Genomic DNA, 15752 nt, shown 5'->3' with positions numbered 1-15752 from the left:
CCGCACGTTCGCCTCAGGTGATGCCCAGCAGGTCGAGGATCTTCGGCAGTTCGGCCTTCACCTGGTCGACGGGTGGGTCGACGGTTCCGGACGGCATTTCCAGCGCGCCTTCGAGAGGGCCGAGAGGCGACGCGGTCTTGTGTGCCGCGTTGTAGATCTGCTGGCCTTCCTCACTCGCCATGAAGGCGATGAACAGCCGAGCCGCGTTCGGGTGCTGGGCGTCGGTCACGGCCGCCTGGAAGTGCGGGCTGCGAATGGCCGGATCTTGGAACACGAAACTCTTGATCGGCGCTCCCTTGTCGAGCAGTGGCGCAAGGCTCACCTGCGGGCTGCCGATCAGCGCACCGCCCTCACCCGCGCCGAGCAGCTGCACACCGGTGAGCGTGTCGGTCACCCGCGGGTTCTGCGCGCCAATGCCCTCGAGATAGGACTCCCCGAGCTCGGGGTCGTGCAGCACCATGTTGAAGAAGCTCGCCCATGCCGTCGAGTTCCGCGGATCGCTCACGATGAGCTTGTCCTTGAGCCTCGGATCGAGCAGGTCCTTCCACGTCTTCGGCTCGAAGTCGCCCACCACCTTCGTGTTGTACGACCCGACGAAGACGTTGTACGCGACGATCATCGCGGAAGGGTTCGCCATCTCGTCGTCGGACCACTCGGCGATCTCCGGAAGCACGACCTCTTCGGTCTTCAGCGGAGTGATCCAACCTTCCTTGTCCGCCTCGTCGAAGAACGCCTTGTCCACCGTGAGAATGACGTCCGCGCTCGGCGCGCCGGCGGAGACCTCGGACTTGAACCGCTGGACGAGCGGACCACTCGAGAGGCGTACGTTCTCGACCTCGATCCCGTACTTCTCGGTGAAAGCCTTCACGATCTGCTCGGCCGCGCCCGGGTCACTACCCGAGTACCAGACGAGTTGCCCCTCCTCCTTGGCCAACTCCTCGATGTCGGCCGAACTGCTGCCCACGGTCCCGGCCGCCTCGTCCGCACTGCTACCGCACGCGGCAACGAGAGCCGCGGCCAGGGGGACGACGACCCATCGAATTCTACTGCCGATTCGAGCGCCCATACTGCCACTCATCGAGCCTTCTCCAATATCACGTCGATGTGTTTGAAATCGAGCTGCTGTTACAATGCGAGTGCTCGACGACTCATGCTTCACTAAGCTCAGCGCGGCGCGCAGGTTCCGCCGGAACTGACACGTCGTCTCATATGGACGACCGATTGCGCAATCCTAATCGACCACTCTGTACAAAGCAACTACCAATCTTCTGGATGCTCGTAAATCGAGTCGCGTTCGTTGCTATTCTGGAATTTGAACGCCATTTCACAACCGGCGCGACGGAAACGGTCGAGTCGGTGGCTGACGGTATTTCCGGCGGCGGTTCCGCACCAACCATTTTCAGACGAGTGTGGCTATTTCACGATATGCGTCCAGCGCGGCAGCTGGCTCACCGAGGAACTGGATCGCGACGTGGTCGGCCCCCGCGTCATGGTGCCGACGTATTCGCTCGGCGACCCGGGCTGGCGACCCCGACACCACGATGGCATCGACCAGCCGGTCGCTCGGAGCCCCCGAAAGATCCTCCGTCAAGCCGAGTTTCTCCCAGTTCCGCGTGTAGTTCGGGAACTGGAGGTACCGAGTGAGGAACGCTCGAGCCGTGGCCCGGGCGCTGGCGGGATCGCTACCAACCGCGACGGTCTGCTCCGGCATGACGAGCCCGGCACCGACGATCCGCCGCGCCAATCCCGTGTGCTCGGGAGTCACGAGGTAGGGATGGCACCCGGCACAGCGCTCGGCCGCCATACCGAGCATCTTCGGCCCCTGCGCGCCGAGCACGACCGACGAGCTCGGCATTCCCGCGGCGGCCAGGCCGTCCAGATAGGACCGCATCCGCCGCAGCGGCGCCTTCGCGGACCCGAGACCGTGCTCGGCGATCGGCTTCGCATGGCTCACCCCGAGCCCGAGTAGAAACCGCTGCGGAAACCGGTCGAGCGCGCCGGTCAGCACGTCGACCACCGCGCGGGGCGGTTCGGCCGCGATGTTCGCCACGCCACTCGCGACGACCAGGTTCTCGGTGGCCGCGAGCATGTCCTCGAAGTAGCGCAGCGACCTGTTGTCGATGCTGCCGGGGAGCCAGAGTGCCGGCACGCTCGCCGTCTCGCACTCGACCGCGAGCTTCACGGCGGCCTCGCGGTCGGGCACGTGGCGCATGGACGTCCAGAGGCCCGTCCGGCCAAGCCGTTCGGCCATCGACGTGATCACGCCTGGCCGCTCGTCACTGTCCACTTCGGCTCCTCGTCGTTCGGCCGGCACACGTCATGGGTGAGTACCGGTCGCAGGCCGATGTCGGCCGCGTACTCCTCGGCCGGTTCGAAGGAGGTGGCACTGCCGACCTCCGGCTCACCCCGATGAGCCCACGGATTCACCACGACCCGGTCGATCCCCGCCTCGCCGAGGTCGTGGAGCTCGTCGCGGCTCGCCAGCCCACGCACCGCACCGCTGATCTCGAAGTCCTCCGGGTTTCCGCCCCGTTCCCGCCGGATCGTCCGGAACCGGTGCGTGAACTCCCGAGCCACCTCCGGCGAGCAGATTCCCTGCCTCGGCGGAGACGTGTCCAGCCGGTCGAGGTGCCCGTACCAGCCGTCGCAGCGCGCGGACCGGCGGAACGCGGCCTCGGAGTACCCGCCGCCGACGATTCGTGACCGCCGCGGACCCACGACCGGCTTCGGATAGAAGCCGATCGGCGGGAACGAGTAGTACGTGCCGCCATACGACGGGAACGACTCGTCGGAGAACAGCACCTCGAAGATGTCGAGGATCTCGTCCATCCGCCGGCCTCGGGTGGTGAAGTCCGCCCCGGCGAGGTCGAACTCCTCCCGCATCCACCCCACGCCCCAGGCGAACTCCAGCCGACCGCCGCAGAGGTGGTCGAGCGTCGTGAACGCCTTGGCCGTGATGACCGGGCTGCGCAGCGGGGCGATGTAGATGCCGACGCCGAGCCGGATCGTCGAGGTCGCCGCGGCGACGTGTGACAGCACCAGCATGGGATCCAGCCACGCCGTCGTCACGGTGAACGGCTGTGCTCCCCCACCGGCCGGGTACTCGGACTCGGCCGCCACCGGCACGGCGAGGTGCTCCCCGAGCCAGAGCGACTCGAACCCGAGCTCCTCGGCCCGGCGCCCCGCCGCCAGCATCAGGTGCGCCGGCAGCGGCGCGATGTTCAGCCCGACCCGCGGCAGCACGCGTCAGCCCTGCGGGAAGTAGCGGCGGTACCGCACCAGCTCGTCGGCGACGAGGTTGTTCCCCGCGAACGCCGCCCGCACCGTCTCGGCGGTCCACCCACTGTCGCGATAGGAGACTCGGCTCGGCCTCGGCTGCGGGAACGTCGCCAACCGCTCGCCGCCGATGGCGATCGCCTGCCCCGTGATGTGGGCGCTGGCGTCGCTGGCGAGGAACAGCGCGAGCGGAGCCACGAGTTCCGGGCCCGGCACCACGCGGCCCGGAGTGGCCAGCTTGGGATGGTCGGTCATCCGGCTCCGGCCGGACGGCACGATGGCGTTGCACCTCGCGTAGGGGGCGATCGAGAGTGCCACCGCGCGCGTGAGCCCGAGAATGCCTTCCTTCGACGCGGAGTAGTTCGGCTGGTTCGGGTTCCCTTCCAGGCCACCGGACGAGCTGAACGTCATGATCGAGCCGGACTGCTGCTCCCGCATCTGAACGCACGCGGGCTGCAGCACGGTGAAGTGGCCCTTGAGGTTGGTGGTCAGCACCAGGTCCCAGTCGTCCTCGGACATCTCGAAGATCGACGCCGGCCGCATGATCCCGGCCGCACAGGCGACGACGTCGAGGCTGCCGAACGCCTCGACCGCGGTGCCGATGATGCGCCGGCCGCCGTCCATGGTCGCGACGGAGTCCGTGGACACGATCGCCTCACCACCGGTATCGATGATCGCCTTCACGACCTCCTCGGCGGGTCCCGCCGACGGCCCGGACCCGTCGACCTCCACACCGATGTCGTTGACCACCACCCGTGCGCCGGCCGCGGCCAGCGCCTTCGCGATCGCCGCGCCGAGCCCCCGCCCGGCTCCCGTGACCACCGCGGCTTTTCCGGTCAGATCAATACTCATTGGCTGGCTTACCTTCTCATCGATGTGGTAGCTCGACAGTCGCCGTTCCGTGGCAACTGAGCTCGTCGTCCTGCCGGTGTGCCCGGATCGCCAACTCGACCCGGGTGCTGTCCTGCCCCGGTGAGACCGACACGACCTCGCCGGTGATCTTCAGCAGGTCACCGACGAGGTTCGGCAACCTGAGCCGCACGTCCAGCACCCGCAACCGGCCGGCGTCGCCCATCCAGTCCGTGACGAACTGCCCCATCCAGCACATGCGCAACCAGCCGTTGTCGTAGACGGCGGGCATGCCCACGGCTTTGGCGACGTCGGGGTTCATGTGCCCGGCCGCCGGCGGCACGCGCTCGAGCAGCCAGCCGAGCGGCCGGTGGGTGGGCGCCTGCTCGGGATGCTGGCGGTAGAAGTGCCGGTTCTTGACCGCCAGCTCCCCGCTCATCACGTTTCCGATGGCCATGGCGAACGCGATGATGTCCTCGATCACCAGTGGGCCCTTGAGCCTGCGCGGCAAGGCTTCGCCGACGGTGACGCTGTCGCCGTACCGCGGCTCGGCACCGCGCCGCCGGTAGCTCACGATCTCGTTCTCGATGGCCTCGATCTCCGACTCGCTCGGCTGGAAGCGAGGCCGTTCGACCTTGAGCCCGCCAGGCGAGCCCGGTCGCGGCTTTCGGAACGTCTTGGAGTGGTTCACCGCGAGGAGCCGGCCGTTCGTGTCCCGGTACTCGGTGCGACCGCACATGATCAGCGTCCGACCCGACCGCTTCCCCATGACGTCCTTGATGTCGTCCAGCTCCGCGCTGACGTCGATCTGCTCGTCCTCGAGCACGGGCGTCTCGAACTCCCATCGGCTTCCGGCGTGAAAGCCTTGCAGTCCAGGGAAAGCCGGACAGACGCCCGGGGGGAACACGCTGTACAGGTACGTCGGCGGGGCCATGATCCGGTCGTGCCCGTGCTCACGTGCGTACGCCTTGTCGCACCAGAGCGGGTTGTCATCGCCGCACCCGTAGGCGAAGTGCCTGATCGACTCCCGCGTCGCGATCGTGTTGAACAGCTCCGGGAGCCGGACCTTCTCACCAATCAGCTTGCGAGCCTCGGCCAGCTCCTCGTCCTCGATTCCACTGGTCGTCTGGAACAATTACGACACCTCTCATGACGTGCGCGACCGGCCGGATCCAACAGCTCATTCCCGCGTATTTCCAGCACGAATCACACAGCCCGGGATGGGCTGCGACATGGCATTTCGGAGCGGTCACCCCGTCGCCACTGACGCCCTACGTCGCGTCCAGCGCCGCGAAGCCCATGGCGGACTCCCATCTCGACGACGAGCTTTGTACTGACTGCTCAACAGTATGGGTGCCACCCGTCGAGAACGCAAGGGGTGCCAACCCTTCATATCGGCGTTGACGTGCGACGTCCTCGCATACGGTGACCGTCCACATGCGCATCCGTCACGGGCGGGTGGGCGCGCATGTGGGCGCAGAGGACTCCCGGGAGACACGCGGAGGCCGCGGGAGCCGTGGCTCCCGCGGCCTCCGTACGGTCACCGCCGGACTACGAACCGGCCTTCTTGTCGCGACCCACCCGAATACCGTCGAAGAATATTCCGCAATAGATGTCGGACACGATCTTCGGGTCCATGTCCGGGTGGCGCTGCACCCACTGGTAGGTGTAGTGGTGCATACCGAGAAAGGCCAACGAGGTCATCGGCGGGTCGTCTATCTCGAACTCCCCCTCGTCGACGCCCTCAGCCAGCAGGTCACCGACGATTTTCTCGAATACGGCCCGCTTGCGTTTGAAGTTGACCCGCCGCTGCCCCGTCAACGACCGGTACTCGTGCAGGAAGACCCAGACGTGGTCCCGACGTTCGATGATCGCGCGCAGCAGGACCTCGGAGATCATCCTCAGGCGTGCGGACGGGCTGCACTCCAGGGCCTTGATTTTGCGGGCCTCTTCGAGCAGGGGATCCATGACGCGGTCGTGGATCTCTTCCAGGAGCGCCTCTTTCGAGTTGATGTAGTAGTAGAGGGCTCCCCGGGCGAGCTGTGCGGCGTCACCGATCTCGCGGATGCCCGTGGCGGCGTAGCCGTTTCGAGCGAACAACTCTGCGGCCTGGTCTACTATCTCATTCCGGCGGATTGCGTACTGAGTATTGCTCGGACGTTGCTTCCGCGTGCGACCCACCATGCTGTCTCCCTGTATGACGCCCCGAGGTACGCATCGTACCCGTCCAACTCGGACGGAAATCGCTTCTTCGGACCATTCATTCCTCGATGAGGACCGCGTCGTTCGGGCAGGCATGTGCCGCGTCCGTCACCCGGCCATGCAGGTCGGCCCTCAACTCACCACCGATCAGCACGACCGCGATCTCGTCGTCACCGATGTCGAACACCTCGGGCGCGACGCTCACGCACGCCCCGTATCCGCAGCATCTGTCCCGCGCCACGTCAACTCGCATCGTCGTATTCTCCCACGCGGACAGGCTACAGTTCGACCGGTCGACCTAAACTTTCGCGACGCGCGCCCGGCAGGTGACGAGCCGTCGCGGGCGGGGGTTGGCCGCGCCGGCTCACGGTTCGTGCGTGCGCGATGACGTCAGGTGCGCGCCGACGACCGGGCTCGCGAAACCGAGGAACGTCCGTTCCAGGTCACGGTCGCTGACCGGGTTGTCGGGCTCGCCGTACGGGTGGTCGACCTGGACACTCCGTTCACCGTGGACAGTGCGGGCAAGAGCCTACGGGCGCGGCGGAGATGGAACCGCCGGTAGTCGACCCGGCCGGTCGTGGTCAGGTCCGTGGTCAGCACGCCCGTGATCAGGTAGCCGCTGAGCGCGAAGATCGTCACGACACCAACGACACCGGCGCCGGGGAGGTGTCGGGGAACGCGTGACGCAACATCACGAGCAGGATCGTGATCCCCCGCGACACGTCGAGGCCGACGATCCGTCCACCTGAGACACTCACCTGACGATCCCCGGCACCGACCGGACGAGCCGGTCCAAGAACTCCGGGTAGGTCAGCCCGTCGGCGGCGAACATCTTGGGCACCTGGGACTCGGCGGTCATCCCCGGCATCGTGTTGACCTCGTTGAGCACCAGCCCGTCCGGGGTCAGGAAGAAGTCGACCCTCGCGATGCGGCGGCAGCCGAGCGCGTCGTACACCCGCAGGGCCGAGTCTGTCAGCGCCTCGGCCTCGGTTTCGGTCAGCTGAGCCGGGATCACGAATGCGGCGCTTCCGTCGTACTTCGTCGCGGTGTCGAACAGGTGCCCGTCGACGAGAGAATCTCCAGCGGCGGCCCTACCCCGGCGCCCGCCGTCCGGGTCGTCGAGCACCGCGACGTCGACCTCCCGGCCGACCACCACCTGCTCCACCAGCACCCGGTCGTCCAGGGCCGGCGCCGCCCGCAGTGCCGGTTCGAGCTCCTCCTCGGTGGCGACCAGGCGCACTCCGAAGCTCGACCCCGCGGCGACCGGCTTGACCACCACTCGCCCGTCGAAGACCACGGTCGGTAGGTTGGCCTCGGTGACCAGCCGGCCCGGCGCGGTGCGCACGCCGACGGCCTCGGCCACCAGCTTGGTCGCCCACTTGTCCATCGCGAGTGCACCGGCGCCCCGACGCAGGGGATGCCCGCCAGCTCGCACAATGCCGCGAGGGTCCCGTCCCTCACCTCGTGGTCCGTGCACCAGAGGCATCACCATGTCGCACTCGGCCATCACCGCGAGCGCGGCAGCGAGGCTGCCGGCCGTCGAGGAGCCGAGCGGCTGCTCGTCCGGGCCCAGCCACCTGCCGTCGCGGCGGATGGTCAGCGCCACGACCTCGTACCGGGCCGGGTCGAGCGCCGCGCGCACCGAGGCCGCGGAGGCGAGGGAGACGGCGTGCTCGCAGTTCTGTCCGCCGCCGATCACCGCCACCCGGAGTCGCCCGGTGTTGAATGGTTCGCTCGCAAGCTCGCCACCGGACGCTCCGCCGCACGCGGGGACCGATTCGAGTCACGATCTCGTGCGGGATGGTGCCTGCCCAGCCCGCCCAGTCGTCGACGGTCGGCTCACCGCCGTCGCCCGGGCCGAACACCACCGCCTCGGCGCCCGGATCGACCGGCTCGTCCCCCAGATCCACCACGGCCTGGTCCATCGACGAGCAGCCACCTGACGATCCCGGGCTGATCGCCCTAACCGTCGCCGAGATCAACACTTGTTCCTACCGGCCACCCGCCACCAACAGTCCCAAGCCCACCATCCGCACTGAGTCTGGCGGCGACGCCGCCACCAAGCCCGCGCCCGAAGGTTCCACCACCGCACCCGACTCCGCCGACGAGCAGCAACAACATGACGAGATCAACGTGGAAGGGTCGGCGGCTGGCGCGGTGGCGTGTAATCGGCTTCAGGTCTGGGCGCTCCTGCCGGCCGCCAGGCCGACGCCTCAGACCGTCGGGTCAGGCTCGCGGCAAGCGGACGACGACGCCGAGCACGGTGCTTGCGGTGAAGTATCCGGCTCGGCGTGAGTCGTAGCTGGCGGCCTGGTTGTCGCCGAGCACAACCAGCCGGCCGGCCGGGACCCGCGGCTCGCTGGCGTACCGCAGCGCCGGCACGGTGTCTCGGGGGACCGGGTCCCCAGCCACGGCGGCGACCCGTTTGATCAGCCAGGGTGGGTCACCCGGCTCGGGCCGGGTGACCGCTCCGGTTGGGCGGGCCAGTACGACCAACTGTCCGCAGTGGATGCGCTCGGCACCGGTGCGGCGGACCAGCACGCGCTGACCGGCGCTCAGCGTCGGCTCCATGCTGGTGCCCTCGACGAGCACGGAGACGAACCGGCGCCGCAACGCGATCACCGCGGCGGCCAGGGAGACCGCCAGTGCCGCGCCGATGGTCGCCCCGATCATCCCGGGACGACCCGCGCATCAACCGTCCCGGGTTGGTAGCCCTCGGCCTGCATGTGAAACAACCGGGCATACTCGCCGCCGGCCGTCAGCAGGGCGTCGTGCGACCCGTGTTCGGTGATCCGTCCACCGGACAGCACGACGATCCGGTCGGCATCGCGGATGGCGCCGAGGCGGTGCGAGATCAGCACGCTGGTGGCGCCTGCCCGATGCCGCCGCAACTCTCGATGAATCTCGTACTCGGCGGCCGCGTCGAGACCGGAGCTCGGCTCGTCCAGGATGAGCAGGTCTCTCCGGTCCCGCATGAACGCCCGAGCCAACGCCAGCCGCTGCCACTGCCCACCCGACAGCAACACGCCCGTCCCCGACCCTTCCTCAACCGAACCGGGCTCCGGGGCGAACAGCCGGGACAACAGGGTGCCGTATCCGCGCGGCAGCGACCTGACGATCTGGTGGACGCCGGCGCGCCCGGCGGCGGCACGGATTCGGGTGTCGTCGTCGAGGCCGGTCACGTCTCCGAGGCCGATGTTCTCCGCCGCCGACAGGTCGTAGCTCATGTAGTCCTGGAACAGCGCGCCGATGTGTTCCCGCAGCTGCACCACCGACAGCTTCCGCAGGTCGACCCCGTCCCACAGGATCGCTCCTCGCTCGGGGTCGTAGAACCGGCACAGCAGCTTGACCAGGGTGCTCTTGCCCGCGCCGTTGAGTCCGACCAGCGCCGTCGCCTGGCCGTGCGGGATCACCAGGTCGACCCCGCGCAACACCCAGTCCTGGTCCGGGGCGTACCGGAACCACACGTCGCGCAGCTCGATCCCGCGGCCAAGCGCCGGCACGGGCACCGGGTCCGCCGCGAGCGCGAGGTCAGGCTCGGCCTCCAGCACCGTCCGGAAGTGGCCGTACATCAGCAGCGCGTGGTGGACCATGGCGACCTGATCGACGATGGTGCCCATGCCGGCCAGCAGCCCGGTCATCCCGGCGACGAACGCGGATACCTCACCGAGGGTCAGACCGCCTCGGCTGGCGGAGATGATCGCCCAGACCAGACCACCGCCGCCCACCGCCGCGCTCAGCACGCTGAGACCGACCTGCAGCCGGAGTTCCCGACCGTCCAGCCGCCGGCGTTCCCGATCGGCGACCGCCAGCTCTCCGAGCATCCGCATCCGGAACAGCTCGAACAGTCCGAGCAAGCGCAGCTCCTTCGCCGCGGCGAGACTGGTCTGCAGCTCCATGTAGAACAGCTCGCGGCGCTCGACCGGGCTGATCCGCCACAGGAGCTGCGCGCGGGCGCGGCTGAGTTGGATCTGCGCTACCAGCGCCGGTACGCCGCCGAGTATTGCGAACGCCGCGGCGAGAGGGCTGATCACCGCGAGCACGCCGACCAGCCCGACGAGGGTGATGGTGCTCTGGGTCATCGCGATCAGGCCATCGACGACCTGCGCCGGCACGGACCGGCCGGCCGTCTGCGCCATCCGCAGCCGGTCCTGGAAGGCCGGGTCCTCCAACCGCGCCAGCCCTACCTGCCGGGCGGTGGCCAGGTAGAGGTCCGACTGCGCGTGCCAGCCGATCCGGCGGCCAGCCTGGTTGTGGACGTACGTCGTGATCGCCGGCAGCACGGCGGTGCCGAAACCGGCCGCCGCCAAGCCGATCGCGCCGGTCAGCCAGGCTCCGCCACCGGCAGCCAGGGCATCCAGCACGTCCTTGAGCAGCCATACACCGGCCACCGGCAGCGCACCGGCCACGACGGTCCCCGCGACATAGCCGACCAACCAGAGCGGGGCAGCCCGCCAGGCCAGCCGGACCGCCGAGCACACGTTGGCGGCGAGCCTCCCTGCACCGGCGTCCGGAGCGTCGTTCATCAGGCGAGTCAGCCGGCGACCGCGGCGGGCAGCTCGCCGACCGCGGAGCCGCTCACCCGCGCGATGTCGCCGTCGAGCAATACGAACGCGGGAAACCCTCGCACCGCAAGCGATTCGCTCACCGGTCCGTCCACCGGCTCCCGCACCACCTGTGCCGCCGCGGCGAGCCGCTCGACGTACGACGCGGACTCCGCCTCGGAACCGACCACGACCGCCAGCGCCTGGCGCCGGCCGCCCGGATGCGTCCGCGCATAGGCGACGAACTCGTCCAACTGAACCTCGCAGGCCGCGCAACCCGGCGAGAACACACCGACCAGGGTGGTGCCGGCGAGGTCGTCCCGGCTCACCCGCGCGCCGTCCACCGTGCGGGCGTCGAAGTCCGCGACGGCGCGACCCGCTTCGAGGACGATCGGCTCGCTCGCCGGACGTCGGCCGAACCCGTCGAGCAGTTCGGTGTGTTCGCTCAGCCGGCGGATGATCCCGAACGAAAACAGCAGGTTGACCACGCCGAGCAGACCGACCAGGACGACCGCGGCGGTGAGTGCTGCCATCTCAGCTCCTCGTAGGCGAAACCGGTTGCGTGGGACGGGTCGGCGCGAACAGCTCGACCAGGTCGTCGAGGCGGACCAGGATCAGCGCACCGAGGGCTCCGCCCGCCAGGCCGACCACAGCGCCGGCGAACTCGGCGGTCCCGTCGCCGGTCAGCGCGCGCACCACCAACCCGGCGAGCACCACCGCGATCAGGAACCCGTTGCGGACGAGGTGACGGCCGCCGAGCGGCCGCGCGGTCGCTCCGAAGCACGCGCACGTGGCCCGCGCGCCGCGCCGCAACGCCAAGGCGATCCCCACGGTCAGGACCGCGAGCAGCACACCAGCCATGATCAGTGACACCAGGCCGACAGCCGGCCCGGCCGGTGCCAGGCCGATGCCGGCCAGAATGGTCCAGCCGAGTCCGACCGCCACGGCCAGCTCCGCGGCCGTGACCACCACGGCCACCGGCCGGATGAGGCGCTGCGGCATCATCCGCAACGGCCGCAGCGATGCCGCGAAGGCGCGCTGCGCCACCAGCTTGCTCCACGCGGACAGTCCAAAGACGACAGTGGGTACGGCCAGCAGGCCGATCAGCAGGTAGGACAAGCCAGTGTCATTAGCACGCGACGCACGACGACCCGGTCGGCTGACAGTTGCAGTTGTAGCACTGGCGCCTACGACGGCCACCTGAGCAGGTGCCGCAGCTCTGGACCACGCAGTCACCGCACGGACATGCCCCGGCCGTCGTCTTCGGGACCACGAAACTCACCAAGCGGTCCGCCATACTTCCGATGATTGCGCGCATCACGACTCCCTCCGGGAGGTTCTCGAGCCGGCCGAACGTCCAGCTCGCCGCCAAGGTGGAGTCTGGCAAACCCCGCCTTCAGATCTGCTTCACCGCCGTTCCGTTGACGGTCGCGGTGCCCTGCCGCAGCTGCCGGATCTCCGCGAGGCCGGCCAGCGCAACGCGTTCGACGGCGTGGTCCCCGATCGCGCGGGCGATGTGGAGCGCGTAGACGTGCAGTCGTTCGGCCACCGGGCCGGGCGGGTCTGTCCCGGGGCCGGCACCGAGCACCTGGCGATGCACCTGTTGCAGCTCGGCACCGGGCTCGATGCCGAACTCCTCGACCAGGACGTCGCGGGTACGCAGATACGCGGTGAGCGCGTCCGCCCGCCGACCCGACCGGTACAGCGCGAGCATCAGCTGTGCGGTGAACCGTTCCCGCAACGGGTACTCGACGACGAGCCTGCGCAGGTGGGGTACTCGCGCGACATGCCGGCCGAGGGCCAGTTCCGCGTCGATGAGCCGCTCTTCGGCATCGAGCCGCCGCTCCCCGATCGGTGCGACGTCGCGAGACTGCAGCACGCTCGAAACGATGTCGGCACAGGCCGGGCCCCGCCACAGGCTCAGCGCCTCGCTCAGCAGCGCGGCCCGCCGGGCAACGTCGGATGTGGCGGTGGCGACGCCGAGCAGCGTGTCGAACCTCAGCACGTCGAGCTGATCCGGGTCGACGCGGATCAGGTAACCGCCGGGGTCGGTCTGGATGAGGTCGTGCCCGTCCAGGACCTGGCGCAGCCGCACAATGTAGGTCTGGATCACGCGCCGAACCTGCGCGGGCGGCGTGTGCTCCCAGAGTCGGTCGCCGATTCGCTCCAACGAGACCGGCCGGCCGGCGCACAACAGCAGAGTGGCCAGCAAGGTGCGCAGCCTGGGGCCGCCGAGCCGGACCGGTTGCCCGGCGCGGGTCACTCGCACGGTCCCCAGCACCGAGAAATACAGTCGTTGCGACATGTTCCGAGTTCCGTCCCCTCTCCACCAGAGTCCACAATGGAGGGTCGTCTCAGCGAGCTCTGCCGTGGGTGTCGGCGCGGGCATCGGTGATGACGGCGGTGAGCAGCAGCGCGACGAACTCCCCACCGACGGCCGGAGGGAGCAGGCCGACGATCGGGGCGCGGTCCTCCGGGGCGCTGGTGGTGCCGACGCCGGCGATCACGCAGATCGCGCCGAGGGCGGACGCATCGCTCAGCCCGGCGAGCACGGCGCGGGCCTCCGCGTGCGCGGCGAGCGCCGAACCGATCGACGACACGGCCGCGACCGCCGCGACCGGATCCACCATGGCGTTGGCGCGTGACGCATCGCCACGTGCGATGGCGTCGACGTACGCGCGGACGGCGGCCACCAGCGCATCGTCGTCGTCTTCGGCGAGGTTCGTGACGAGGATCCCGGCGGTGACACCCACGGCGACCAAGACCGCGAGCACGCCGATCATGGCCCGCCCGGGCCGCCACCGCTTCGCCGCGCGGTTGCCGATCGCGATCCGATCCCTCATCGGGTGGAGCGTGCCGGGTCGGTCTGGTCAGGAACCTTGACGAGAACTTGACGGCATGCGGGCACATTCCGCGCACACGGATGGGGATGTACGGTCACGGATCCGGCTAGGCTGAAGCGCCACCTCAGCCGACCTCGGTGGCGGCGATGTCCACGCCCAGGGGAGGGCAGCGTGGCGCCTCAACGTACTGGCCAGACGATGGAACTGCGGCTGCTGGGCGCGGTGCGACTGTGGCACCGTGGCCGGGAGGTTCCTCTCGGCCGGCCACGGCAGCGGTGCGTTCTGGCCGTGCTGGCCATGACACCCGGCGAGCCGGTCGGGGTGGATCAGCTCGTGTCCCGCGTGTGGGGCGAGGCGCTGCCCGGCGATCCGCGCAACGTGCTCTACACCCACGTCTCACGGCTGCGGCGAGCGCTGGCCGCGGCCGACCCGGACGGCGGGCGAGATGGTGGGCGATCCGTGCTGCGGCGGGTCAGCGGCGGGTATCTGCTGGACGTCGAAGAGGATGCGATCGATCTGTACCGCGCCCGTCGGCTCACGGCCCGCGCGCGGGCGCTCGCCGGCCGGGACTGGGACGGCGACCTGCGGGCCGTGGAGCTAATGGTCGAGGCCAGCCGGCAGTGGCACGGCGTGCCACTCGCCGGGCTGAGCGGCGGCTGGGTGGAGCGGACCCGGGAGGGGCTCGGTCACGAACGGCTGGCGCTGCTCTCCGACGGGTACGCCGCGCGGCTACGGCTGGGCCAGCACGCCTCGGTAGTCGGACCGCTGTCGGACCTGCTCGCCGACAGTCCGATGGCCGAGCCGGTCGCCGGCATGCTGATGCTCGCGCTGTACCGCTGCGGGCGCCAGGCCGAGGCCCTCGGAGTCTACGCACGGCTGCGGCGCCAACTCGTCGAGGCGCTCGGCGACGAGCCCGGTGGCCCGTTGAGGCAGCTGCACGAGCAGGTCCTGCGCCGCGATCCGGCACTGGACCGGCCGGCTCCCACGCACGCCGGCCGGACGGAGACCGGCGACATGCCCGTGACGACGCCAGCGCAGCTGCCGGCCGACGTGCCGGGCTTCGCCGGCCGCGAGTCCGACCTGGCCCGGCTGGACTCACTGCTGGCCACGACCGAACCGCCGGCCGCCGTGGTGCTCTCGATGATCGACGGCACCGCCGGGGTGGGCAAGACCGCGCTCGCGGTGCACTGGGCGCACCGGGTCCGCGAGGTCTTCCCAGACGGCCAGCTGCACGTCAACCTTCGCGGCTACGCGCAGGGCGCTCCCCCGCTGCGGCCGCTCGACGCGCTGGCCCGGTTCCTGCACGCGCTCGGCGTGCCCGCCGAGCGCGTTCCGTCCGATGTGGACGAAGCGGCGGCGCTGTACCGCAGCCTGCTCGCCGACCGGCGGGTGCTGGTGCTGCTCGACAACGCCGCCGCCGCCGACCAGGTGCGGCCGCTGCTGCCCGGCGGTGGCGGGTCGCTGGTCCTGGTGACCAGCCGCGACCACCTCGGCGGCTTGGTGGCCAGGGACGGTGCGCGGTCGCTGCCCCTGGAGGTCCTGACACCGGAGGAGGCCGAGGCGCTGCTCCGCGCTGCCCTGGGCGTCGAGCGGGTGCGGGCCGAGCCGGCGGAGGTCACCGAACTCGCCCGGCTGTGCGGGTACCTGCCGTTGGCGCTGCGGATCGCCGCGGCCAACCTGTCCGGCCGCGCACGGGAACCCGTCGCCGACTACGTGGTGCGGCTGCAAGACAGCGACCGGCTGGCGGCGCTGGCCGTACCCGGTGACCCCGGCAGCGCCGTGTCCGCGACGTTCGACCTGTCCTACGACCGCCTGCCCGGCGGCGCGCGGCGGCTGTTCCGCCGGCTGGCCCTGGCGCCAGGCGTCGATGTCGGCACCGCGGCCGCCGCGGCGCTCACCGGCACCACGACCACGGAGGCCGGCCGTCGGCTGGCGGCCCTCGCCGGCGCGCACCTGGTCGACGAGGTGGCGCACGGCCGGTACGCCTGCCACGACCTGCTCCGCCGGTACGCCGCCGACCGGGCGCGGCGCGAGGATG

The 15752-nt window shown here is 69.9% G+C and carries 17 protein-coding genes and 1 pseudogene; 1 reads left to right on the top strand and 17 read right to left on the bottom strand.

What is annotated here, in order from left to right:
- Positions 1-13 precede the first annotated feature (13 nt).
- The 17 genes and pseudogenes from ACRDTB_RS13335 to ACRDTB_RS13255 form a co-directional block, all read right to left on the bottom strand.
- Positions 14-1078, bottom strand: a complete 1065-nt coding sequence (locus ACRDTB_RS13335; protein WP_431430486.1) for an extracellular solute-binding protein — start codon at positions 1076-1078, stop codon at positions 14-16.
- Positions 1079-1399: 321 nt separating this feature from the next.
- Positions 1400-2287, bottom strand: a complete 888-nt coding sequence (locus ACRDTB_RS13330; RefSeq protein WP_431430485.1) for a TIGR03620 family F420-dependent LLM class oxidoreductase — start codon at positions 2285-2287, stop codon at positions 1400-1402.
- Positions 2260-3243 carry a TIGR03619 family F420-dependent LLM class oxidoreductase gene (locus ACRDTB_RS13325; RefSeq protein WP_431430484.1) on the bottom strand — a complete coding sequence of 328 codons (984 nt, stop codon included), beginning with the start codon at positions 3241-3243 and terminating at the stop codon, positions 2260-2262. The genes ACRDTB_RS13330 and ACRDTB_RS13325 overlap by 28 nt, the downstream gene beginning before the upstream one ends.
- 3 nt (positions 3244-3246) lie before the next feature.
- Positions 3247-4128: an SDR family NAD(P)-dependent oxidoreductase gene (locus ACRDTB_RS13320; RefSeq protein ID WP_431430483.1), complete on the bottom strand. Its 882-nt coding sequence runs from the start codon at positions 4126-4128 to the stop codon at positions 3247-3249.
- Positions 4129-4144: 16 nt separating this feature from the next.
- On the bottom strand, positions 4145-5260 hold the full coding sequence (locus ACRDTB_RS13315) for an FAS1-like dehydratase domain-containing protein (protein ID WP_431430481.1): 1116 nt from the start codon (positions 5258-5260) through the stop codon (positions 4145-4147).
- Between the two features lie 416 nt (positions 5261-5676).
- Positions 5677-6309 (bottom strand): TetR/AcrR family transcriptional regulator, encoded by a 633-nt coding sequence (locus ACRDTB_RS13310; RefSeq protein WP_431430479.1) that lies wholly within the window; start codon positions 6307-6309, stop codon positions 5677-5679.
- A 76-nt stretch (positions 6310-6385) separates the two neighbouring features.
- Positions 6386-6580, bottom strand: coding sequence for a ferredoxin (locus ACRDTB_RS13305; RefSeq protein WP_431430478.1), 195 nt, complete (start codon positions 6578-6580; stop codon positions 6386-6388).
- Between the two features lie 137 nt (positions 6581-6717).
- A complete protein-coding gene (locus ACRDTB_RS13300) occupies positions 6718-6966 on the bottom strand; it encodes a hypothetical protein (protein ID WP_431430477.1) in 249 nt (82 codons plus the stop codon).
- Entirely contained in the window at positions 6963-7085 is a 123-nt protein-coding gene (locus ACRDTB_RS13295) for a hypothetical protein (RefSeq protein ID WP_431430476.1), read from the bottom strand. Before ACRDTB_RS13295 ends, ACRDTB_RS13300 begins: the two co-directional genes overlap by 4 nt.
- Positions 7082-8032: a D-alanine--D-alanine ligase gene (locus ACRDTB_RS13290; RefSeq protein ID WP_431430474.1), complete on the bottom strand. Its 951-nt coding sequence runs from the start codon at positions 8030-8032 to the stop codon at positions 7082-7084. The genes ACRDTB_RS13295 and ACRDTB_RS13290 overlap by 4 nt, the downstream gene beginning before the upstream one ends.
- A 109-nt stretch (positions 8033-8141) precedes the next feature.
- Positions 8142-8252, bottom strand: a pseudogene (locus tag ACRDTB_RS13285) (alanine racemase); the annotation flags it as partial.
- Positions 8253-8553: 301 nt separating this feature from the next.
- Positions 8554-9000, bottom strand: a complete 447-nt coding sequence (locus ACRDTB_RS13280; protein WP_431430473.1) for a S26 family signal peptidase — start codon at positions 8998-9000, stop codon at positions 8554-8556.
- On the bottom strand, positions 8997-10853 hold the full coding sequence (locus ACRDTB_RS13275) for an ABC transporter ATP-binding protein (RefSeq protein WP_431430472.1): 1857 nt from the start codon (positions 10851-10853) through the stop codon (positions 8997-8999). The genes ACRDTB_RS13280 and ACRDTB_RS13275 overlap by 4 nt, the downstream gene beginning before the upstream one ends.
- Positions 10854-10861: 8 nt before the next feature.
- Positions 10862-11404: a TlpA family protein disulfide reductase gene (locus ACRDTB_RS13270; protein WP_431430470.1), complete on the bottom strand. Its 543-nt coding sequence runs from the start codon at positions 11402-11404 to the stop codon at positions 10862-10864.
- A 1-nt stretch (position 11405) separates the two neighbouring features.
- On the bottom strand, positions 11406-11990 hold the full coding sequence (locus tag ACRDTB_RS13265; RefSeq protein WP_431430469.1) for a MauE/DoxX family redox-associated membrane protein: 585 nt from the start codon (positions 11988-11990) through the stop codon (positions 11406-11408).
- Between the two features lie 277 nt (positions 11991-12267).
- Entirely contained in the window at positions 12268-13176 is a 909-nt protein-coding gene (locus ACRDTB_RS13260) for an AfsR/SARP family transcriptional regulator (protein ID WP_431430468.1), read from the bottom strand.
- 49 nt (positions 13177-13225) lie between these two features.
- The gene (locus tag ACRDTB_RS13255) at positions 13226-13714 is read right to left on the bottom strand and encodes a hypothetical protein (RefSeq protein ID WP_431430467.1); all 489 of its coding nucleotides are present in this window, start codon (positions 13712-13714) and stop codon (positions 13226-13228) included.
- Positions 13715-13912: 198 nt separating this feature from the next.
- Here ACRDTB_RS13255 and ACRDTB_RS13250 point away from each other — a divergent pair.
- Positions 13913-15752 (top strand): BTAD domain-containing putative transcriptional regulator (locus ACRDTB_RS13250; protein WP_431430466.1); only part of this gene is annotated, 1840 nt, incomplete at its 3' end.

It is taken from the genome of Actinophytocola sp., assembly GCF_050699935.1.
Classification (GTDB): domain Bacteria; phylum Actinomycetota; class Actinomycetes; order Mycobacteriales; family Pseudonocardiaceae; genus Actinophytocola.
This window is presented reverse-complemented; position numbering and strand designations above follow the sequence as displayed.